Genomic DNA, 20,800 nt, shown 5'->3' with positions numbered 1-20,800 from the left:
TTTAATCCCGCTACTCAAGTGTAAAACTCAACCGGCTAAAGTTTGTGATCTACTGGAAGAACTTCAAGCTTACTATCGAATTAAAGCTGATTGTGGCTTGCATCCGACCATTCATAGCAGCTATCAATCCTAATGGCGATGACTATCATAATTAAATGATTTATTAATCATAAAGATAGCTTTTTATATACAATTAAACAGCATAAACAATACTATTTTGCTATAAGTAGTAATATTGCTTAACTGTTACAATACTTCCACGCAATATCTATTGTTTACTATTTGAACATAATAATAATTTTGACTGAGGTCGGGAATGAACATACCGTTAATAATAAATGTGTTGGTTTTTATAGCGTTGCTATTTCTTCTGGCACAAGCACGTCATACTAATTGGAGTCTGGCGAAAAAGGTGCTGATCGGCCTTATTGTCGGCGTTATTTTTGGCCTGGGATTACAGCTGGTTTACGGTGCGAATAGCCCTATCCTGAAAGAATCTATCTCTTGGTTTAATATTGTTGGTAATGGCTACGTTCAGTTATTACAGATGATTGTTATGCCATTAGTATTTGTATCGATTTTGAGTGCCGTAGCAAAACTGCATAATGCATCTTCATTAGGAAAAATCAGCTTCCTGACCATAGGGATCCTGCTTTTTACCACCATGATAGCCGCGTTTATCGGTATTATGATTACCCTATTGTTTGGTCTGTCCGCAGAAGGTTTGGTACAGGGTGCTCAGGAAACTGCGCGTCTGGGCGCCATTGAGTCCAACTATATGGGTAAAGTAGCCGATCTGACGACACCTCAGTTGATTCTTTCTTTTATTCCTAAAAATCCGTTTGCCGACCTGACCGGTGCCAGCCCAACATCAATTATCAGTGTGGTTATTTTCGCTGCTTTCCTGGGCGTAGCCTCACTACAGCTGTTAAAAGATGATGAAGTAAAAGGTCAACGCGTTCTGACGGCGATTGATACTCTGCAATCCTGGGTAATGAAGCTGGTTCGTTTAGTGATTAAGCTGACTCCTTATGGTGTTCTGGCGTTAATGACTAAAGTGGTCGCCGGTTCTAACATTCAGGATTTGATGAAACTGGGTAGCTTTATTGTGGCATCCTACATCGCTCTGGCGCTGATGTTTGTAGTTCACGCTATTCTGTTGACTTTCAGCGGTATTAATCCGATGAAATACTTCAGAAAAGTACTACCGGTATTAACTTTCGCGTTTACCAGTCGTTCAAGTGCCGCCAGTATCCCGATGAACGTTGAAGCTCAAACACGTCGTCTGGGGGTACCAGAAACGATTGCCAGTTTCTCTGCATCATTTGGTGCTACTATCGGTCAGAATGGTTGTGCGGGGATCTATCCGGCAATGTTAGCAGTTATGGTCGCGCCAACCGTAGGTATTAACCCATTCGATCCAATGTGGATTGTGACTCTGGTAGCTATCGTTACCGTTAGTTCGGCTGGCGTAGCCGGTGTTGGCGGTGGTGCAACCTTCGCTGCACTGATTGTGCTACCTACTATGGGCCTGCCTGTTACGCTGGTCGCCCTGCTGATTTCGGTTGAACCATTAATTGATATGGGCCGTACTGCATTAAACGTAAACGGTGCAATGACAGCGGGTACCATTACCAGTCAAATTCTAAAAGAAACGGATAAAAGCGTTTTTGAATCAGAAGAAGATGGTGAATTAGCTCACCGTTAACCTTAAGCTTATCTGAGTAAAATAATGCAGCCTGCGGGCTGCATTATTGTTTCTCATTCTAATACTTTACAAAACCTGAAGGAGCTAAAATTTTAAAAGATAATTTCTGCTAGAATAATTAGGTTATTGTCATCTATCTATCGAATAACCCATGCGTCATACGCAACCAGAGGAATGCTCGATGAAAAAGTCTCTACTGTTACTGACGGCCACAATGCTACTGGCCCCATTAGCTACATATGCTGCAACTTGTGATGAAATTAAAGCTGAGATAGCCCAGAAAATTATCAACAATGGCGTACCTGCATCCGGATTTCAACTGAGCGTAATTCCTGTCGGGCAGGCAGAACAAGCCGGGGAAACCGTAGTCGGTAATTGTGGGCATGGTAAACAGAAGATTGTATATATCAAACAGCATACGTCTGAAGCCACTCCGGCAGCATCGGACAGTGGTATTTCAGAGAAAGCTCCAGTGGTAGAGGATACTGAACATCCTGAGCTTCAACCTCAAACCCAGCCATGATCCTCATTTTTGTTTTAGCCCTCTTTTTGAGGGCTTTTATCGATTATCCCCACCATTTTTCTGCGATCCGTTGATAAATGAATAAATTCGTTTGTTACGGTGTCACTTACTCTTTGTAAAAAAAGTTAAATTCCCTATAACTCAGTTATAACAAGGACTGTAGTGAAGAATACTATTTATTTCATATGAATTAATTCAGCTGATAATTTGGCATTGGCTTAAACATGGTGATATACCTTTAAAAGTACGATGAGTTGAGGAAATACTGCCGCCCATCCTTAAAATAATATTTTTTGCTGAACACATCCGAAATTTTCAATGTTTTCTCTATTTTCGTTTAACTAAATACCCATTTAGTGACGATTTTTTTGTTGCCCGAAGAATTACTTACTCATAAATAACTATCCCGGGAGATAAAATATATGCATAAATCCGCGTTACTAAGACGCATCATAATAGGGGGCCTGCTGTTTATTACGGTGCTTGCCTTACTGATTTACGGTATTGGTATGGATACGCTAAAGCTTCATGCTGAGGATCTGGTCTATCTTGGTAAACAACATATGTTTCTGGTCGGATGTTCTATGTTTCTGGCGCTGGTTGTAGGCTTACCCAGCGGAGTACTGCTAAGTCGCCCTTTTGCTCGTCGTTGGGCTGAATCTGCCATGCAGGTATTCAATGTAGGTAACACCCTACCACCTTTAGCGGTTCTGGCTCTAGCTATGGTTGTCGTAGGGATCGGCGATAAACCGGCAATCTTTGCCCTTTTTCTGGCGTCGCTATTGCCCATAGTTCGTAACACCTATTCAGGACTTCGTTCGATTCCACCTTCAATAATTGAAGCAGCCAACAGTATCGGCATGACATCCATGCAGCGCTTAATAAAAGTAGAATTACCGAATGCTTTACCTGTGATTATGTCCGGGATTCGCGTTTCTGCTGCCATCAATGTAGGTACAGTGCCATTAACCTTCCTGATTGGTGCCAGTAGTTTTGGCGAACTGATTTTTCCCGGAATTTATCTGAATAATTTCCCATTGCTCATTCTGGGCGCTGTGGCAACCGCAATTATCGCTTTAGCACTGGATTCTCTTCTTGCCGGTCTTAGCTATGTATTAAGTCCGCAACTGGCGAAATAAGTCAGGTATATGCCACTACAGATTTGGATGATTATGATTAAATTAAAACAACGATACCAACAATGGGGACGAACGGTGAAGTTCAGTGTACTGAGTGCACTGTTATTTACCAGCCTTACCGTTCATGCCGCTCCTTTAGTGCTGGCGAGTAAAAACTTTACCGAACAGCACATTCTTTCTGCAATTACAGTTCAATATCTGACCGCTAAAGGTATTAACGTTACCCCTAAAACCGATCTTGCCTCTACGATTATTCGTAACGCCATGCTTAATAAGCAGGTGGATATTGTCTGGGAATATACTGGTACTTCGCTAATCGTGTATAACCAGATCCATGAGGCTATGTCGACGGAAGAGACCTATAACACGGTAAAAAAACTGGACGCAAAACAAGGTATTGTCTGGCTGGAACCGGCAAAAATGAATAACACCTATGCCTTTGCCATGCAACGTACCAGAGCTGAAAAAGAGAATATCAGCACCCTTTCACAACTGGTTGAGCGTATTACTCAAATTCAGAAAACCGATGCTAAACATAACTGGATGATAGCTTTTGATACTGAGTTTGTTAACCGTTCTGACGGTCTGAAACCCATGCAGAATGCCTATCAGCTGAATTTGGAACGACCACAGATCCGCCAGATGGATCCAGGTCTGGTATATAACGCCATTCGTGATGGCTTTGTTGATGCGGGGCTAATTTATACCACTGATGGACGAGTTAATGGCTTTGACCTGAAAGTGCTTGAAGATGATAAAGGTTATTTTCCAAGTTACGCTGTCACGCCTACCGTTCGTGCAGAAGTGTTGAATGCTAATCCAGCGCTGGCAGAAGCGCTGAATACCCTGTCTCGTCTGTTAGATAACGATACTATCTCGGCCCTGAACGCCAAAGTGGATATTGAACACCAATCTGCTAAACGGGTTGCCACTCAATTCTTAAAAGACAACGGTTTGCTTTAAGGAGGCAATGATGGAAACCCTTTCCTATATGTGGCAAGACGCTGGTTATATCGCAGGATTAACCGCACAACATATGCTTCTGGTTAGTATTGCCGTTGGTTTAGCCATTATTATCGGCGTACCTTTGGGCATTTTAATTGTACGTTATAAGTGGTTAGCAACGCCGGTTTTGAGTCTGGCTACAGTGGTATTAACCATCCCTTCTATTGCCCTATTTGGTTTGATGATTCCAATTTTCTCTATTATTGGTCAGGGAATTGGCTTTGTCCCCGCAGTAACAGCGGTATTTTTATATTCGTTGTTACCTATAGTGCGTAATACCCATATTGCGCTGAATAATTTACCCGGCGGGCTAAGAGAAGCTGGCCGTGGAATTGGCATGACCTTTTGGCAGCGTTTGCGTTGGGTTGAAATCCCCATGTCTTTGCCTGTGATTTTTGGTGGTGTACGCACCGCAGTTGTAATGAATATTGGCGTAATGGCTATTGCAGCCGTTATCGGTGCCGGTGGATTAGGCCTGTTGTTATTACATGGCATCAGTCGAAGTGACCCGCGTTTATTAATCACTGGCGCTATTATGATCAGCCTGTTGGCGATCGCGATGGACTGGTTATTACACCGTTTACAAATTGCCCTGACGCCTAAAGGAATTCGATAATGATTAAATTAGAAAATCTGACCAAGCAGTTTAAACAGAAAAGTGGTAAGGCGTTTAACGCCGTTGATAATATTAATTTACATGTCCCTGCCGGTGAAATGTGCGTCCTGTTAGGTCCCTCAGGCTGTGGTAAAACCACAACCCTGAAAATGATCAACCGTCTGATTACCCCCAGCAGCGGGCGTATTTTAATTAACGGTGAAGATACCTCGGGACTGGATACCGTTACCCTACGCCGCAAAATTGGTTATGTGATCCAACAAATTGGTCTGTTCCCGAATATGACCATTGAAGAAAATATTACTATTGTTCCGCGCATGCTGGGTTGGGATAAAAAGGCCTGTAAAGAGCGTGCCAGTGAACTGATGGAGATGGTCGCCCTTGATCCAAAACGTTTTCTTAAACGATATCCTAAAGAGATGTCCGGTGGTCAACAGCAGCGTATTGGTGTGATTCGTGCACTGGCAGCGGATCCTCCGGTATTGCTGATGGATGAACCTTTTGGTGCCGTTGACCCCATTAACCGCGAATCAATTCAAAACGAGTTTCAGGAGATGCAGCGTAAGCTGAATAAAACCGTTATTCTGGTGAGTCATGATATTGATGAAGCGCTCAAACTTGGCGATCGTATTGCTGTCTTCCGCCAGGGAAAAATTGTTCAGTGTGCCACGCCGGATGAGTTACTGGCTAAACCTTCCGATGAGTTTGTGGGGTCATTTGTTGGTCAGGATCGTACCTTAAAACGCCTGTTATTAGTTCAGGCCGGTGACGTTACCGATATGCAGGAAACTTTAACCGTTCGTCGTTCTACGCCATTAAGTGAAGCCTTCACTATTATGGATGACAACGATATGCGTTCTATTATTGTGGTAAATGATGATGAGAAGCCGCTGGGCTTTGTTAAGCGTCGTGAAGCCCGTGGTGCTGAAGGTTTGTGTGGTGAATTAACTCACCCGATCACCATTACCGCCAGAGCGGAAGATAATCTACGGGTAGTGCTGTCAAAACTTTATGAACACAACCTGGTGTGGATGCCTATTGTGGATGAAGAAGGACGTTATAGCGGTGAGATCTCTCAGGATTATATTGCCAGTTATCTGAGTTCCGGGCGTACAAAACGGAAGATTTCTGCAGCTTAGGTGACATTGTCACTGATTAAGTTTAAAAGCGCCTGTAAGGCGCTTTTAAACTCTTATCTTACGCACAGATTAATCTTTGGTAACCTTCAACGGCGAAAAGCTTTGCGCCACCGGCATTAACTCAATGCGGTTAACATTAACATGAGCCGGTTGAGTAGCGATCCAGTACACCGTTTCGGCTATATCGGTAGCGGTCAGCGGCTGGACATTTTCATACAGGCTGGCTGCCTTGGCATCGTCTCCTTTGAAACGCATATTGGAGAATTCAGTGGTGCCGCACAGTCCCGGTTCCACATCCGTTACGCGAATAGCGGTACCCGCCAGATCTGCCCTCAAATTAAGGCTAAACTGTTTTACAAAAGCCTTAGTGGCGCCGTATACGTTCCCTCCCGGATATGGATAGGTTCCGGCAATGGAGCCGATATTAATGACGTGGCCGCGATTTTGCTCCACCATCTGCGGTAAAATCGCGTGAGTTACCGATGCCAGTGCCGTCACGTTAGTGTTAATCATGGTGGTCCAGTCACTGAAATCCGCTTTATTCGCTGGCTCTAAACCTAAGGCTAAACCTGCGTTGTTCACCAGTAGGTCAATATTCTTAAACGCCTCAGGCAGCGTCTTTAACGTAGCCAACAATTTTTCACGATCGCAAACATCCAACTCAACGGGAAGAAACTTATCACCCAGCTCATTTTTTAGCTGTTGAAGACGCTCTGCACGACGCGCTACGCCAATCACATAGTGGCCCTGAGTAACAAATTTTCTGACGATCGCCTGACCAAATCCTGCCGATGCACCGGTAACAAAAACAACCATTACATTTCCCCTTGCCTGTTTAATATAAGAAAACCTTTTGGCTATACATCAGTCAAAAGGAGAGGACTCGATTTCTGTCTCACATTTTCATCATCGTCGATTAATCGGATGACGGCAATGCAATATCAGCTGTTTTTTATGCGGCTAAGATCGATAAAGCGAGTTAAATCCCGCTCTTCTGGTCGGGAGATATACGGTAATTCACCAATCAGCGGCGCCGGAATATTCTGTTTGAGTGCTTCAATAGTTTCTGCGTAATAGGCTAAACCTGGGTTGATACGGTTTGCTACCCATCCGGCAATATTTAACCCATCGCGGGTAATGGCCTCGGCAGTGAGAATTGCGTGATTAATGCAGCCAAGCTGAATACCAACCACTACAATCACCGAGAGCTTCTCTTCAATCACCCAGTCAGAAATAGGACGCATACCATTTAACAGGAAACGCCAGCCACCGGTACCTTCAACAATCACCGCATCAGCCTGAGATTGAAGATGGCTTAATCCACGAGAAAGACGAGCGTAATCCATGGGACTATCGCTGTAAGTTAACGCGGCATGATCTTCAATGATCACGGGATTAACTTCATCATAAGACACACGAATGGATGAAGAAGACTGAAGAACCATAGCATCATGGTTTCTTGCTCCTTCATCAGTGATATGGGAGGCAATAGCGATAGGCTTATACCCTACCGCACGCTTTCCCTGTTTAATGAACGATTGTAACAGGGCTCGTGAAATAACGGTTTTGCCCACTTCAGTACAAGTACCTGTTACAAAAAATCGATTCGGCATAAAAGTTATTGCTCCGAAACCTTCTAAATAAATGATTGATTCGTATCAGATGCCGGGTCGCTAAAACGGAATAAGCAACAAAAATATAATCGAATTTATAAGCAGTGATATTCATCTCAGGATCAAAAGTCTAGGCTAAGGCCTGATTGAATAGATTGCGTTAGCTCAAGATTTGCTAAAACAGCTAATATATTTTTTATAAAACAAAACGTTAATACTTAATTAGAGGTAAATAATGGAAGTTTGAATATATTAAGCAGATTATCCCTGAAGAAGTTTAACCAGCAGAGAGCCATTGTATAGCGCCATTTTTACCAGCGCAGCGCCGGGCATGGTTCCTACATTAACAAAGTGGGTTGGTGCGATGCGGATATCTGCACGGTATTGCGGTAAGGATTGTTGCTGAATGCTCTGCTCTATCGCCGGATAAAGTGTGCCGGAAGAAGCATTTAGCGGTGAACCAATGATAATTTTTTCCGGATTGAAAATATTGACCATCAGCGCAGCGATATGTCCGATACTCTCTCCGACATAGCTGATGATCTCTTTGGCTAATCTGTCCCCTTTGTTGGCAGCATCACATAAATTTTCAATAGTGACAGGTGAATAATTGAGCAGAGAATCAGGGTTAGCGGGCAGTAACTGGCGTGTTCTTTCCAGAATATTGCTCATGCTGGCAATGGTTTCAAGGCAGCCATGATTACCGCAATAGCAGGCCTTTCCTGTGGGATCAACCTGAGTATGCCCTATTTCAATGCGCCGACTGGAATCCGCGTGAAGAATACGCCCGTCGGTAATAACTGAGGCACCTACCACATCATCAATCACTATCTGAATTACATTCTGACAGCCAAAAGCTGCGCCATACAGCGCTTCACTGATGGCCCAGGCGGATACATCCTGCTGAACATATACCGGCAGCCCGGTTCTTTTACTGAGCATAGGGCCTAAAGGGACATTCTCTTCGTTGTAGAATGGCATTTTATGTACGATGCCCGCGGTAGCATCAATGATGCCCGGCATGGTAATGGCAATAGCAGTCAGGCGTTCCAATAGTTTTTGATGGCGGGTAAAGAAGGATTCTATTTGATAAATGAAACGTTCCAGCCAGGAGTTATTTTCATCAATGGGAAAATCAATCTGTTCTTCAATAATCAGCTGATTGCTTAAGTCTCTTAGGGCCAGCGTCAGATAGCCATAATGAATACGGCCGCTTAAATAGTGCCATGCCTGAGTATCCAGTTCGACGCCTACCGCCGGGCGACCACGGCTACCCGCCTCACTAAATTCAGTTTCTTTAACCAAATGTGCATCATACAGTTCACGAACAATCTTGGTGATACTGGCTGGTGCCAGATGGGATATCTTAGATAAATCAATACGTGAAACCGGACCATACTGATCGATAAGTCGATATACCGCCCCTGTGTTAGTCTGCTTGATATGGTCAATATGTCCCGGTTGCCCTTCTCTATTCACGTTGTTGCCTCTGAATACGACTGATTAAATCTTATAACCCAGCTATCGGAATTTATATGTGTTGCAATCTATAATAAAAACAATACGATTTAACCGATGACGACAGGGAGATTAACAGGATCCGTTTTTATTTCTATCATTTAAGCACTTGTTTGGCGCTAACTGGCTCTTATTTATCCAACCTGCGATGATCACAACAATAAAATTGGCATTTTCCGGCTAATATCATAAATGGTTTTCAATTATCGTTTACCTGATAATATTTGTCACCAATGTATAGTTTTAATTTCCTGATTATTGCCAGTTATGGCTGAGGAATTATCGTGGCACAGCATAAGCCCGAACAGGCGAATCTGACAGAGTCTTCTACCGATGAGGCAGCTCCCGAACCTGACTTAAACACCTTACCAGTTTTCAATCCTGTCATAAAAACAAAAGTATCGCGTTCCCGTTCGCCTTATATCGTGAGAGGAACTACCGATTTTATTAAAGTAACTGCGGCAATGTTTTCAGCCGGTCTGGCTACCTTTGCCCTGCTTTATTGCGTTCAGCCTATTTTACCAATACTCTCTCACGACTTTGGTATTTCACCGGCCAGCAGCAGCTTGTCTTTGTCTGTCTCAACGGCCATGTTGGCGGTAGGTTTACTGTTTACCGGCCCTATTTCTGATGCCGTGGGCCGTAAACCAGTGATGGTGGTTACATTAATGCTGGCAGCCACATTGACCATTGCCTGCTCACTAACCACCAGTTGGCACGGTATTTTGATCATGAGGGCGTTGGTCGGTCTGGCGTTAAGTGGGGTGGCTGCGGTTGCCATGACCTATCTTAGCGAAGAGATAGACCCCATGTTTGTTGCCTTTGCTATGGGTTTATATATCAGTGGCAACTCCATTGGTGGTATGAGCGGACGTCTTATTAGCGGTGTAATGACTGACCTGTTTTCGTGGCGTATTACTTTGGGTAGCATAGGCTGTATCGCTTTAATCGCGGCTATTGTTTTTTGGCGCATACTTCCTCCCTCAGGTCATTTTCGCGCCTCCTCCCTGCGCCCTCGAACTCTGCTGATTAACTTTCGCTTACACTGGCACGATCGTGGTTTGCCTTTGCTGTTTGCTGAGGGTTTCTTATTGATGGGAGCCTTTGTTACCTTGTTTAACTATATTGGCTATCGTTTAATGCAACCGCCTTACCACATTAGTCAGGCGTTTATTGGGTTACTGTCTCTGGTTTATCTGACAGGTACGCTTAGTTCTCCTAAAGCTGGCTCACTGAGCGTGAAATATGGCCGGGGCCCGGTATTTATCAGCTCTGTCGCGTTAATGTTATTAGGGTTATGTATTAGCCTGTTTTCATCAATCTGGCTTATCTTTATTGGTATGCTGATCTTTACTCCCGGTTTTTTTGCCGCACACTCCATCGCCAGCAGTTGGATTGGTCATCGGGCAAAACGGGCTAAAGGCCAGGCATCAGCACTGTATCTGTTTTTTTATTATGTCGGTTCCAGCATTGCCGGGACCTTAGGTGGATATTTCTGGCATAACTATGGCTGGAGCGGATTAGTGATATTTCTTGCCGGAATGCTACTTTGCGCCCTGTTTATTGGGCGTTATCTTGCTCGTTTGCCGGAAGCGTTAGCAAAACCGAAAAGCCGCTAAAAAAGAGGTTCAGGTGAAAGAAAAGAAAGATCTGGTGTCACGCATTATTGATTCAGTGATGAACAATATCAGGAACCATATGATGATTTATATCGTCATATGGTTCATTGTTCTGTTGCTGGATATTTATTACGTCTGGTTCTATGAATGATTGATTTTATTGTTATAAAGGAGCCGACCGGCTCCTTTATAACACGCTTCTATTTATTCTCTGAGGACATTTGAGCCATTCTCCAAATGCTGGCAATATTCCTTGCAGTAATTCTCAGGTTATTTTCTGCTTCCTGTAAGGCTTCAGGTAATGTGCCAACCCGGGTCAATACAGAGAATACGGCATCAAGCCCATGAGTATGGACCACCTGATGATCCGCCGTTAATCCTCCGGCCAGTGCAATCACCGGTTTGTTGAAGCGTTTGGCAGAGCGCGCCACACCAATAGGCGTTTTCCCATGAATACTCTGGCTATCAATGCGTCCTTCACCGGTAATGACCAGATCGGCACTTTTTACCAGATTATCCAGACCCAATGCCTTAATAACGATATCAATACCCGGTTTGAGCTCTGCATTTAATAGTCCCAATAAGGCGGCTCCCATTCCACCGGCAGCACCGGCTCCTGCTGCATTGAGTACCGAATTACCGGTGACTTTCTCAATTAGCGAACCATAAGAAAATAGTGCTGCATCCAGCGTTTTAACCATCTCTGGCGTTGCTCCTTTTTGTGGACCAAAGATTGCGGATGCACCGGATGGCCCACATAACGGATTGTTAACATCACAAGCCACGGTAATCGATACGCCAGCTAAGCGGGGATCTAACCTACTGACATCAATATCGGTCAGGTTACAAAGTGCTCCACCACCAACATTGAGTACATTACCTTGCGCGTCTTTAAACTGTACGCCAAGGGCTTGCATCATTCCTGCACCACCATCGTTAGTGGCACTACCGCCAATTCCTAAAATAATATGTTCAATCCCCATGTCCAGCGCGGCTAAAACCAACTCTCCGGTACCCTGACTAGTGGTCAATAGCGGATTGCGTAACTCCGGGGAAACATAATGAAGTCCGGATGCTGCGGCCATTTCGATTACGGCAGTTTTACCATCTCCCATTAGTCCCCAATAGCCTTCAACCGGTTCTCCCAGTGGCCCTGTGACGATCTGTTTAAGGTATTGACCTCCGGTGGCTTCAACCATAGAGGTCACGGTACCTTCACCACCATCGGCCATGGGTAATTTGATGTATTCAGCATCAGGATAAATTTCGCAAAATCCCTGCTGAATTGCAGTAGCGACCTGCATAGCGGACAGACTTTCTTTAAATGAGTCGGGTGCAATTACAATTTTCATATAACGTCTATCCTGCCAGTCCAAATACACCAAACATCAATGTAGATACAATCGCTATCACTAAACCAATTGCCGTTTCATAAGGTAGTAACTTAAGGCGTTCTCTGATTTGCATATTTACGCTACCACCAGTGGCGTGGAAAAAGCTGCCGTGAGGTAAATGGTCAAGTACGGTTGCACCGGCGTGAATCATGGCGGCTCCGGCTAATGCACTAACTCCCAGCTCCAGTAAGGTATGACTGAATACGCCGGAAGCCACAGCGGTCCCTGCGGTTGTTGACGCGGTAGCCATTGACATAATGGCACCGGAGATTGGTGCTAACAAATAAGGTGGCAAACCAGAAACGGTAAGTCCATCGATCAACACTTCTTTTAAACCTGAGTTGCCAATAATGCCCGCCAGGGTTCCTGTTCCTAACAGCATGATGGCGACAGGTGCCATCCGGTTTAAACCGGCGATCATAAAGGCATTGCTTTGTTTAATGCGCCCCATCATTAAGGCACCAACCAGACCGCCAACCGGTAAAGCAATCAGTGGGTCGATGGAGATTCCCGCAACAGGACGCAGAGATAGCAAGGCAATAGCAACAACGGGGGCACTAATGGCTGCCAGAAAGCCCGGTTGAGTTCCGGGCTGATGGGAAATCACTTCATGAGATTCAACTTTGCTGCCTTTGTTAACCAGACGTTTGGCTAAAAAATAGGCCACGATAAGTCCGAAAATTCCCGGCACAATACCTGCCATCATCACGGAAGTTAGCGGTACGTTAAATGCATCCGCAGCGGCAATAGAATTGGGATTGGGCGACATAACGTTACCCGCTTTGCCGCCACCAATCATGGCCAGCAAAATAGCCATTTTCGACAGTTCGGCTCGTTGAGCAATGGATAGCGCAATTGGCGCCACGGTAATCACTGCCACATCAATAAATACGCCAACTGCGGTTAATAGCATGGTGGCAATAGCTAGCGCCAGTAACGCCCGGGTTTCCCCAACTTTACGCACTACAGTTTCCGCAATGGTATTAGCCGCACCGGATTCAATTAAGACGCCGGCCAGCACACCCGCAGCCAGAATACGTAATACGGCGTTAGTAATGCCCTGGGCTCCGGTTACCATTAGGGTAACCGTCTGAACTAAATCAGCCCCACCAATTAAACCACCAACCAGAGCACCAATCATCATGCCGTAAGCCGGTGAAACTTTTCTTAATATCAGAACGATTGCAACCACTAATGCTGCTATCGCCCCTATTGCAGAGACAGTTGTCATTATTATTCTCCATAAGTAAGGTACTGGGATAATAGATACTGTCTGTGAAACCGAATTTAATCTTGAGACATCCAGCTAAATAGCTGGATGATTTGGTTGAAGAAGTTGTAGAAATATACAAACTAGCTTTGTAATTTCATGCCAATATAAAGCCAGGCAGCTTGCTGCATATCATTGATTTTCAATGCGGTTATCTCTTCAATTCTCTGCAATCGATATCGCAATGTATTGATGTGAATGTACAGGCTGGCTGCGGTTTGAGAAGGATCACAATTCTGTTCGAAATACTGTTTGAGGGTCGTTTGTAAAATACCTTTATTATCCTGAGCCACAAGTTTTAACCATACTCGTGATAATTCCTGTGCCTGCCAGCTATCCGCCAATCCTCCCAGCAGAGCCGGTAATGCATGGTCGGAATAGAAAACATATTTGTTTTTAAGTTTCAAACGTCGGGCCATATCCTGTGTCGCCTTAGCGGTTTGATAGGAGCGCCGGAGGCCACCTTCTCCGGCAAAATAGCCTCCTACCGTCATACGAAAGAATCCTGCCGATTCAATTTGTCCTCTGAAACGCTGTAGCTCGGTCAGTTCTTGCTGAGGATCCCACTCTCCTTGTTTGAGATTAATGGGTTTCAGTACCACTAATTCATTAAAGTCGGTAAAAGTGACCAGATGGTCGCGCGCACTGTATTCAAAAAAATCAATCAGGTTACGTAAAACTTCGCTGTCCGGTTGCTGTAACTCAACAATCAGTACCACTCTGGGTTGTAGCAGATTTACTCCGAGATATGAGACCATAGAGTTTAATGACGCTGAATAAGTATCCTGTAATATCAGCTGGTTAACTAACTCTTCCCGGTAGCGTTTATCCCACTGTTTTTGTTCCAGTAACGCCATCTGTTCAATAATTAATTCAGCGGCCATTTTAACCAGCTCAGCGTAGGCTCTGACTTCCGAAGGTTCTCCGGATATTCCCAGTACGCCTATCAATTGATCCTGAAAACTGATGGGTAAATTAATGCCGGGTTTTACACCTTTCAACTGACTGGCAGTAGCGTGATCAATTTCCACTATACGGTTTTCTGTCAGGGCCAGTATGGCCCCCTCATGACGTTGATGAATTCTGGTGGGTTCACCAGATGCAATAATTACCCCATGTTCATCCATAACATTAACGGAGTGGTGAATAATACTCATGGTGCGCTGAACAATCTGGCGCGCAGTTGAATCTTTAAGGTAATTGGATCGAATAATGTGCATTTAAGTCTCTCAGAACTAATTCTGGTAAAACAAACCGTTATGTCACTGGCTGGAATATCTCTACTATTAACGAATAACAACATCAATGTCTTGGTTTTTTAAAAAAATAGCACTGAATTAGTAATCCGTATTGTTTATTCACACAAAAATAATGATTATAAATTCAACAATTAGTTGCTAATGCTTTGTTGTTCATTGAAAAAGTATCATTTTTATTTTGATAAAGACTCCAGAGGGATATGGTTCACGATTTAACTAATTATCATGAGAAATAGAAAGCAAAAAATCCGTAATCACCCAAGCATGATTACGGATTGTAGAATCGCTTTAAAAAAACCTGTCTGTTAAGATTAAATTTGCAGAATTTCGTTATTTCTTCATACTGCCAACCATATCTTCAGGTTTGACCCATTCATCAAACTGAGTCTCGGTCAGATAACCTAATTTCAGCGCCGAGGCTTTTAAAGTGAGATCATCTTTATGGGCCTTTTTCGCAATTTCAGCCGCTTTGTCATAGCCAATATGGGTATTAAGTGCCGTTACCAGCATCAGCGATTCATTCAGTAATTGGGCGATTCGCTTTCTGTTTGGTTCAATACCAATAGCACAGTGCTTATTAAAACTGTTCATGCCATCTGCCAGCAGGCGAGCTGATTGCAAGAAGTTATCAATAATCATTGGGCGATAAACGTTAAGTTCGAAATTACCGGATGCTCCGCCGATATTAATCGCTACATCATTACCCATTACCTGAGCACACAGCATAGTAAGCGCTTCGCATTGAGTTGGATTGACTTTACCCGGCATAATTGAACTACCAGGTTCATTTTCCGGGATGGCAATTTCACCGATACCACAACGAGGGCCTGAAGCCAGCCAACGTACATCGTTGGCAATTTTCATTAGTGATGCAGCCAGCCCTTTTAATGTGCCATGAGAATGAACTAAAGCATCGCAGGTTGCCAGCGCTTCAAATTTATTTGGTGAAGTGACAAACGGCTGTCCGGTTAATGATGCCAGCTCTTTCGCCACCCGTAAGGCATATTCAGGATGGGTATTTAACCCGGTACCAACAGCGGTTCCACCTAAAGCCAGTTCGCTAAGGTGTGGTATTGAGTTTTCAATATGTTGAATATTATATGACAGCATGGCTGCCCAGCCTGAAATCTCCTGACCCAGCGTTAACGGTGTGGCATCCTGCAAATGAGTCCGGCCAATTTTGACGATATCGTGAAACGCTTCAGACTTGTCAGCTAACACTTTATGTAATGCTTTCAGTTCCGGTAATAAATGATTACGTACCGCAATAACTGCCGCAACGTGCATACCGGTTGGAAATACATCATTAGAGCTCTGGCTTTTGTTCACATCATCATTAGGGTGAACTAAACGATCGTTACCCCGTTTACCGCCCAGGATTTCACTGGCGCGATTGGCGAGTACTTCGTTCATATTCATATTGGTTTGCGTTCCGGAACCAGTCTGCCAGATAGAAAGAGGAAACTCATTACCGTGCTTATCAGCCAGCACTTCATCGGCAGCGCTGATAATGGCCTGGCCTTTCTTTTCATCCAGTAGCCCTAATTGCATATTCACTGTAGCGGCCGCGCGCTTCACCTGAGCTAAAGCATGAATCAACGCCTTGGGCATTTTTTCCTGAGATATGCGGAAATGCTCCAGTGAACGCTGTGTTTGTGCGCCCCACAGGTTGTTTTCAGGTACTTCAATCGGGCCCATTGAATCTTTTTCTGTACGCATAGCAACCATGAGTTTCTCCTGATTCTGGTCAACAAAGATGTTAATAAACAGTAACAATCATCGCATAGTGCGATCAATGAATATGTGACATTCCACGGTTTAATGAAGATGAGAATCATTAATATTATTTAACTATAGGTAAAATGTTTTTAACTATTGTTGCTTATAGACCACCTTTCAGCGGACAATCAGCATCTCTTTTAGTTAGTTATAAGTATAGTTATGCGCTGATATTAGAAGTCGTTAACCACAAAGGAACAGGATGAACGAACGATGAAAAAATCGATAGTTGCAGTTGGTGTGTTAGTCGTACTAGGCGGCGCCTGGGTTGGCGGTGCATGGTATACAGGAAAATTGATCCAGGATCAGGTAAATAAATCCATTGTTGATGCTCAAGCCTACATTGATAAGAATGCACCTGAATATCAGGCAAAGCTTTCTGTTGCTGATTATCAACGCGGTATTTTCTCCTCTACTATTAATTATCAGTTTGAAATGGTCGACCAAACCAGCGATCAGGGGCCGCAAAAAGATAGCGTAACTATCCGCCAGGAAGTCAGTCATGGCCCCTTCCCGTTGGCTAAATTCAGCCTGATTCCTAAACTTGCTTACTCAAAAACTGAACTGGTTAAACAAGGCTCTCTGAGTGAGCTATTTGAAATGGCGGGCGGAAAGTCTCCTCTTAGCGTTGGTATTTTAACTTCCTATAGCGGTAGTTCTGATCTGAATCTGGTGTTAGAACCGTTAACAGGAAAGGATGGTAATGCATTTAAATTCAGTGGATTAACTATTAATGGCGTCGCCAAAGTACTAAAAGGTGAAGAGGCAGTTACCCTGAGCAGTTCACCATTTGAACTGTTCGATGAAGGACGCACAGTATCATATGACACGGCTAAAATTGATGTTACTCAAAATAAAGCTAAGGAGTATCAGATAATAGCCAGCATTGGAAAATTCATCGTTGCTGAAACAGATACCGATCAGCTAGTTATGAATGGCCTGACCATCAAGAGCAACGGTAAAATTGGTAAGTTCGATCTTGGCGTGGGCGTTAGCGATATTGAGTTGAAAAATATTACCTATACCGTTAAACAGCAGACAAAGCTGGCTATCGATAATCTTTTAATCTCCAGCAATGCCCAGGAAAGCGATAAGTTTATTAATCAAATAATTGATACCACTATCGGCCAAATAAGTATTGAAGGGAAAAAGGTAGGTTCCGGTAGCCTGAAACTCAAACTGGACCAGTTTGATGGTAAAGCATTGCAATACCTGAATCAAAACTCAAATCAACTGACCTACCTGTTCCTGGGTATACCTGCAGAAGAGTCCGCCGAACAGGCTGGTAATATGATGATGAATAACCTGATGGCTTTCCTGGATGCTAATCCGGTCATCAGCATTACCCCTTTTGTCTGGAAAAATGATAAAGGGGAAAGCCAGGTTAATATGTCATTGACCATGATGAAGCCTGACCTACAAGATATGGCGATGGAAGATATGTCACAATTGCTAATGAATGCTATTAAGTCATTCAGCAGCAATAGCAAACTCTCCATTCCTATGCTAAACGAGCAAGTCAAAATTAATCATGAAATATTTGACGGCCTTTCTGCTGAAGAAGCACAAGCTCAGGCAACGGAGTCTGTTCAACAAATGGTTGGTCTTGGGTTAGCACAAAAGATGGTCAGCAAGCTGGATGACAACACGATTACCAGTAACTTCAACTACGCAGATGGTGTGATTGACCTGAATGGTCAAAAAATGCCTGCGGAACAGTTCATCAACTTATTTATGATGTCTGGTATGGAATAGTGCATATAATAACCTAACGGTAGTAAATAAACGTTTCCGCCTGAAATAATTTATTTCCAGCGGAAACGTATCAGCAAATCTGCATTTAATATACTTTGATAAAAATATCTTTTTATGATCAAAAGATTAAATGAAATTATGTTTCAGTTTCATTTGGTCACGATCGTTATTTCACAAACTTTCTCCAGCATTTTCACTATTGTTAACCCCGCTTTCCTGTGATAAACACCATAACCATAATAAAAGTGATGGTAACCCCTATATAGCTAATTATAAGCAATCCGATTAAATCGGATCTTTACAGGAAGTATTTATGAACCGCTTTGTCATAGCCGATGCAAAAGCCTGTATCGGATGTCGTGTCTGTGAAGTTGCCTGCGTTATAACTCATAATCAGGGTAAATATCCCGAGATTCCTGAGCTCTATTTTCCTCGTATTAAAGTGATTAAAACCGCCAGTATCAAAACAGCGGTTACCTGTCGACACTGTGAAGATGCCCCCTGCGCTCAGGTTTGCCCCAGCGCCGCATTAACTCATGGTGATAACAGTATTCAATTGGATAAAGAAAAATGTATCGGTTGTAAAACCTGCGTTTTAGCCTGTCCATTTGGCGCCATTGGTATGGTTGAAGAGAGCGTAACTTTGGCTGATGGTGGCCCAAATCGTACAACTGCCCATAAGTGCGATCTTTGCGTTGATGATGCAGATAGCCCGGCCTGTGTCGCTAATTGTCCAACCAAAGCATTAAAAGTATTCAGTCAGGAATATCTGCTTGAGCAACAGCAGCAAAAACTCCGTCGTGCAGCCCTGCGTGAAGATCCGTCAGGAGCAACCAGAGGGGTTCAATCAGCAGAAAATAGTGTTGCTAATAAACTGGCTGGAAAAGTGATTATTCCCCGGGGTGATGCGATTAAAGTCGACTTACCCTTGCGGAAAACCGAATTTGTTGAGATCTACAAGCGTTTCACTCCTGAGCAAGTTGAAACACAAGGGGACCGCTGCATTACCTGTGGCGATCACGCCTTCTGCGAATGGACTTGCCCACTGCATAATCGTATACCCCACTGGATCTCTCTGGCGAAGCAAGGCCGTATCATCGAAGCCGCCGAGCTTTCTCATCAAACCAGTAGCCTGCCGGAAATTTGCGGTCGCGTTTGTCCGCAGGATCGTCTGTGTGAAGGCAGTTGTACTCTGCATAATTTAGGCGGCGTCACCGTAGGTAATATTGAACGTTACATTACTGATACTGCATTTGAGATGGGCTGGAAACCTGACCTGTCTCAGGTTAAATCATTAGGTAAGAGAGTGGCTATTGTTGGTGCGGGCCCTGCCGGTCTGGCCTGTGCAGATATTCTGGCCCGTAACGGTGTCGATGCGGTGGTATTCGATCGTCATCCGGAAATTGGCGGTATGCTGACCTTTGGTATTCCCTCCTTTAAACTGGATAAAGATGTGATGGTTCACCGTCGTGAAATCTTTACCGGAATGGGTATTGAGTTTCATCTGAACACTGAAATTGGTAAAGATGTCTCTTTTGAATCTCTGCTTAATGATTATGATGCGATTTTTGTCGGTGTGGGTACCTATCAATCCATGCGTGCAGGATTGGATAATGAAGATGCGCCAGGGGTTTACGATGCCCTGCCGTTCCTGATTGCCAATACTAAAAAAGTCATGCATTTGCCAGAGTTAAAAGAAGAACCTTATATCAATCTGTCTGGAAAGCGTGTTGTAGTTCTGGGTGGTGGCGATACCGCCATGGATTGTTTACGGACATCCATTCGTCAGGGTGCTACTGAGGTTACCTGTGCTTACCGTCGTGATGAAGCCAATATGCCGGGTTCTAAGAAAGAAGTGAAAAATGCCCGCGAAGAAGGCGTTGAATTTATGTTCAACGTACAGCCGGTATCACTTGAACTGGATGAAGATGGTCACGTTAGTGGCGTAAAACTGGTCAGAACCGAAATGGGCGAACCGGATGCTGAAGGCCGTCGTCGTCCTAAAGTGATTCAAGGCTCTGAGTTTATACAGCCCGCTGATGCCGTTATTAAAGCCTTTGGTTTCCGCCCTCATGCGATGCCATGGCTGGCAGAAATGGGCGTAGAACTCGATAGTTATGGCTTTATCGTGGCACCTCATTTAAACCACTTTGCCTGCCAAACCAGCAACCCGAAAGTATTTGCTGGCGGTGATGTGGTCAGGGGGGCCGACTTAGTGGTAACGGCCATTGCTGATGGTCGTAAAGCAGCAAAAAGTATTGTTAGCTTCTTAACCGAAGGCGACCAGCCTGAATTACGGTTAAATAAAGTATCCTGATTGATCATAACCACCCGCTATGCGCTGAGGAATCCCCAGTAATGAGCAGGTAAAAAAAGACAGGCATAGAGTTTTGTGATCTACTGATTGTGCTATCAATTCAATGAGATCACCTCTATGCCTGTTTACCAAGTATGTCAGAAGTT

17 protein-coding genes are annotated in these 20,800 nt (G+C 44.0%); 10 read left to right on the top strand and 7 right to left on the bottom strand.

Translation table 11 applies throughout. The annotated features are described in order from the left end of the window. Nucleotides 1-316: 316 nt before the first annotated feature. From LPW36_RS15680 to osmV, 6 genes are all read left to right on the top strand, one after another. Entirely contained in the window at nt 317-1,708 is a 1,392-nt protein-coding gene (locus LPW36_RS15680; protein WP_230611213.1) for an L-cystine transporter, read from the top strand. A 181-nt stretch (nt 1,709-1,889) separates the two neighbouring features. Further along, on the top strand, nt 1,890-2,231 hold the full coding sequence (locus LPW36_RS15675) for a DUF1161 domain-containing protein (protein ID WP_230611210.1): 342 nt from the start codon (nt 1,890-1,892) through the stop codon (nt 2,229-2,231). Between the two features lie 422 nt (nt 2,232-2,653). Further along, the gene (locus LPW36_RS15670; protein ID WP_230611207.1) at nt 2,654-3,370 is read left to right on the top strand and encodes an ABC transporter permease; all 717 of its coding nucleotides are present in this window, start codon (nt 2,654-2,656) and stop codon (nt 3,368-3,370) included. A gap of 33 nt (nt 3,371-3,403) precedes the next feature. Further along, nucleotides 3,404-4,333, top strand: coding sequence for a glycine betaine ABC transporter substrate-binding protein (locus LPW36_RS15665; RefSeq protein ID WP_230611204.1), 930 nt, complete (start codon nt 3,404-3,406; stop codon nt 4,331-4,333). Nucleotides 4,334-4,343: 10 nt separating this feature from the next. Then, complete coding sequence (osmW, locus tag LPW36_RS15660; protein ID WP_230611218.1) at nt 4,344-4,991, top strand: osmoprotectant ABC transporter permease OsmW; 648 nt, start codon at nt 4,344-4,346, stop codon at nt 4,989-4,991. Next, entirely contained in the window at nt 4,991-6,130 is a 1,140-nt protein-coding gene (gene osmV / locus LPW36_RS15655; RefSeq protein ID WP_230611202.1) for an osmoprotectant ABC transporter ATP-binding protein OsmV, read from the top strand. The genes osmW and osmV overlap by 1 nt, the downstream gene beginning before the upstream one ends. A 69-nt stretch (nt 6,131-6,199) precedes the next feature. Here osmV and LPW36_RS15650 read toward each other — a convergent pair whose 3' ends face one another. The 3 genes from LPW36_RS15650 to mlc form a co-directional block, all read right to left on the bottom strand. Next, on the bottom strand, nt 6,200-6,946 hold the full coding sequence (locus tag LPW36_RS15650; protein WP_230611199.1) for an SDR family oxidoreductase: 747 nt from the start codon (nt 6,944-6,946) through the stop codon (nt 6,200-6,202). A 125-nt stretch (nt 6,947-7,071) separates the two neighbouring features. After that, complete coding sequence (bioD, locus tag LPW36_RS15645) at nt 7,072-7,743, bottom strand: dethiobiotin synthase (protein WP_230611196.1); 672 nt, start codon at nt 7,741-7,743, stop codon at nt 7,072-7,074. 261 nt (nt 7,744-8,004) lie between these two features. Next, nucleotides 8,005-9,222, bottom strand: a complete 1,218-nt coding sequence (gene mlc / locus LPW36_RS15640) for a sugar metabolism global transcriptional regulator Mlc (RefSeq protein ID WP_230611192.1) — start codon at nt 9,220-9,222, stop codon at nt 8,005-8,007. Between the two features lie 425 nt (nt 9,223-9,647). On the opposite strand from mlc, the gene LPW36_RS15635 reads away from it, so the two are divergent. Both LPW36_RS15635 and LPW36_RS15630 read left to right on the top strand, forming a co-directional pair. Beyond that, nucleotides 9,648-10,880 (top strand): MFS transporter, encoded by a 1,233-nt coding sequence (locus LPW36_RS15635; protein WP_230611215.1) that lies wholly within the window; start codon nt 9,648-9,650, stop codon nt 10,878-10,880. 13 nt (nt 10,881-10,893) lie between these two features. After that, nucleotides 10,894-11,031 (top strand): DUF2770 family protein, encoded by a 138-nt coding sequence (locus LPW36_RS15630; RefSeq protein ID WP_230611189.1) that lies wholly within the window; start codon nt 10,894-10,896, stop codon nt 11,029-11,031. Nucleotides 11,032-11,080: 49 nt separating this feature from the next. On the opposite strand, the gene LPW36_RS15625 is transcribed toward LPW36_RS15630, so the two are convergent. From LPW36_RS15625 to fumC, 4 genes are all read right to left on the bottom strand, one after another. Next, nucleotides 11,081-12,232 carry a glycerate kinase gene (locus LPW36_RS15625; protein ID WP_230611186.1) on the bottom strand — a complete coding sequence of 384 codons (1,152 nt, stop codon included), beginning with the start codon at nt 12,230-12,232 and terminating at the stop codon, nt 11,081-11,083. A 7-nt stretch (nt 12,233-12,239) separates the two neighbouring features. Further along, nucleotides 12,240-13,505, bottom strand: coding sequence for a GntP family permease (locus LPW36_RS15620; RefSeq protein ID WP_230611183.1), 1,266 nt, complete (start codon nt 13,503-13,505; stop codon nt 12,240-12,242). A 122-nt stretch (nt 13,506-13,627) separates the two neighbouring features. Continuing rightward, a complete protein-coding gene (locus tag LPW36_RS15615) occupies nt 13,628-14,764 on the bottom strand; it encodes a sugar diacid recognition domain-containing protein (protein ID WP_230611181.1) in 1,137 nt (378 codons plus the stop codon). A gap of 369 nt (nt 14,765-15,133) precedes the next feature. Then, nucleotides 15,134-16,531 carry a class II fumarate hydratase gene (fumC, locus tag LPW36_RS15610; RefSeq protein WP_230611178.1) on the bottom strand — a complete coding sequence of 466 codons (1,398 nt, stop codon included), beginning with the start codon at nt 16,529-16,531 and terminating at the stop codon, nt 15,134-15,136. 264 nt (nt 16,532-16,795) lie between these two features. On the opposite strand from fumC, the gene LPW36_RS15605 reads away from it, so the two are divergent. Both LPW36_RS15605 and aegA read left to right on the top strand, forming a co-directional pair. Continuing rightward, nucleotides 16,796-18,337: a YdgA family protein gene (locus tag LPW36_RS15605; RefSeq protein ID WP_230611175.1), complete on the top strand. Its 1,542-nt coding sequence runs from the start codon at nt 16,796-16,798 to the stop codon at nt 18,335-18,337. 313 nt (nt 18,338-18,650) lie between these two features. Then, nucleotides 18,651-20,654 carry a formate-dependent uric acid utilization protein AegA gene (aegA, locus tag LPW36_RS15600; RefSeq protein WP_230611172.1) on the top strand — a complete coding sequence of 668 codons (2,004 nt, stop codon included), beginning with the start codon at nt 18,651-18,653 and terminating at the stop codon, nt 20,652-20,654. Nucleotides 20,655-20,800: the final 146 nt, after the last annotated feature.

This window comes from Limnobaculum eriocheiris (assembly GCF_021010575.1).
Lineage (GTDB): Bacteria > Pseudomonadota > Gammaproteobacteria > Enterobacterales > Enterobacteriaceae > Limnobaculum > Limnobaculum eriocheiris.
This window is presented reverse-complemented; position numbering and strand designations above follow the sequence as displayed.

Coding starts and splice junctions, on each gene's coding strand:
- LPW36_RS15680 (WP_230611213.1), top strand. CDS start 317: ATGAACATACCGTTAATAATAAATGTGTTGGTTTTTATAGCGTTGCTA.
- LPW36_RS15675 (WP_230611210.1), top strand. CDS start 1,890: ATGAAAAAGTCTCTACTGTTACTGACGGCCACAATGCTACTGGCCCCA.
- LPW36_RS15670 (WP_230611207.1), top strand. CDS start 2,654: ATGCATAAATCCGCGTTACTAAGACGCATCATAATAGGGGGCCTGCTG.
- LPW36_RS15665 (WP_230611204.1), top strand. CDS start 3,404: ATGATTAAATTAAAACAACGATACCAACAATGGGGACGAACGGTGAAG.
- osmW (WP_230611218.1), top strand. CDS start 4,344: ATGGAAACCCTTTCCTATATGTGGCAAGACGCTGGTTATATCGCAGGA.
- osmV (WP_230611202.1), top strand. CDS start 4,991: ATGATTAAATTAGAAAATCTGACCAAGCAGTTTAAACAGAAAAGTGGT.
- LPW36_RS15650 (WP_230611199.1), bottom strand. CDS start 6,946: ATGGTTGTTTTTGTTACCGGTGCATCGGCAGGATTTGGTCAGGCGATC.
- bioD (WP_230611196.1), bottom strand. CDS start 7,743: ATGCCGAATCGATTTTTTGTAACAGGTACTTGTACTGAAGTGGGCAAA.
- LPW36_RS15625 (WP_230611186.1), bottom strand. CDS start 12,232: ATGAAAATTGTAATTGCACCCGACTCATTTAAAGAAAGTCTGTCCGCT.
- LPW36_RS15620 (WP_230611183.1), bottom strand. CDS start 13,505: ATGACAACTGTCTCTGCAATAGGGGCGATAGCAGCATTAGTGGTTGCA.
- LPW36_RS15615 (WP_230611181.1), bottom strand. CDS start 14,764: ATGCACATTATTCGATCCAATTACCTTAAAGATTCAACTGCGCGCCAG.
- fumC (WP_230611178.1), bottom strand. CDS start 16,531: ATGGTTGCTATGCGTACAGAAAAAGATTCAATGGGCCCGATTGAAGTA.
- LPW36_RS15605 (WP_230611175.1), top strand. CDS start 16,796: ATGAAAAAATCGATAGTTGCAGTTGGTGTGTTAGTCGTACTAGGCGGC.
- aegA (WP_230611172.1), top strand. CDS start 18,651: ATGAACCGCTTTGTCATAGCCGATGCAAAAGCCTGTATCGGATGTCGT.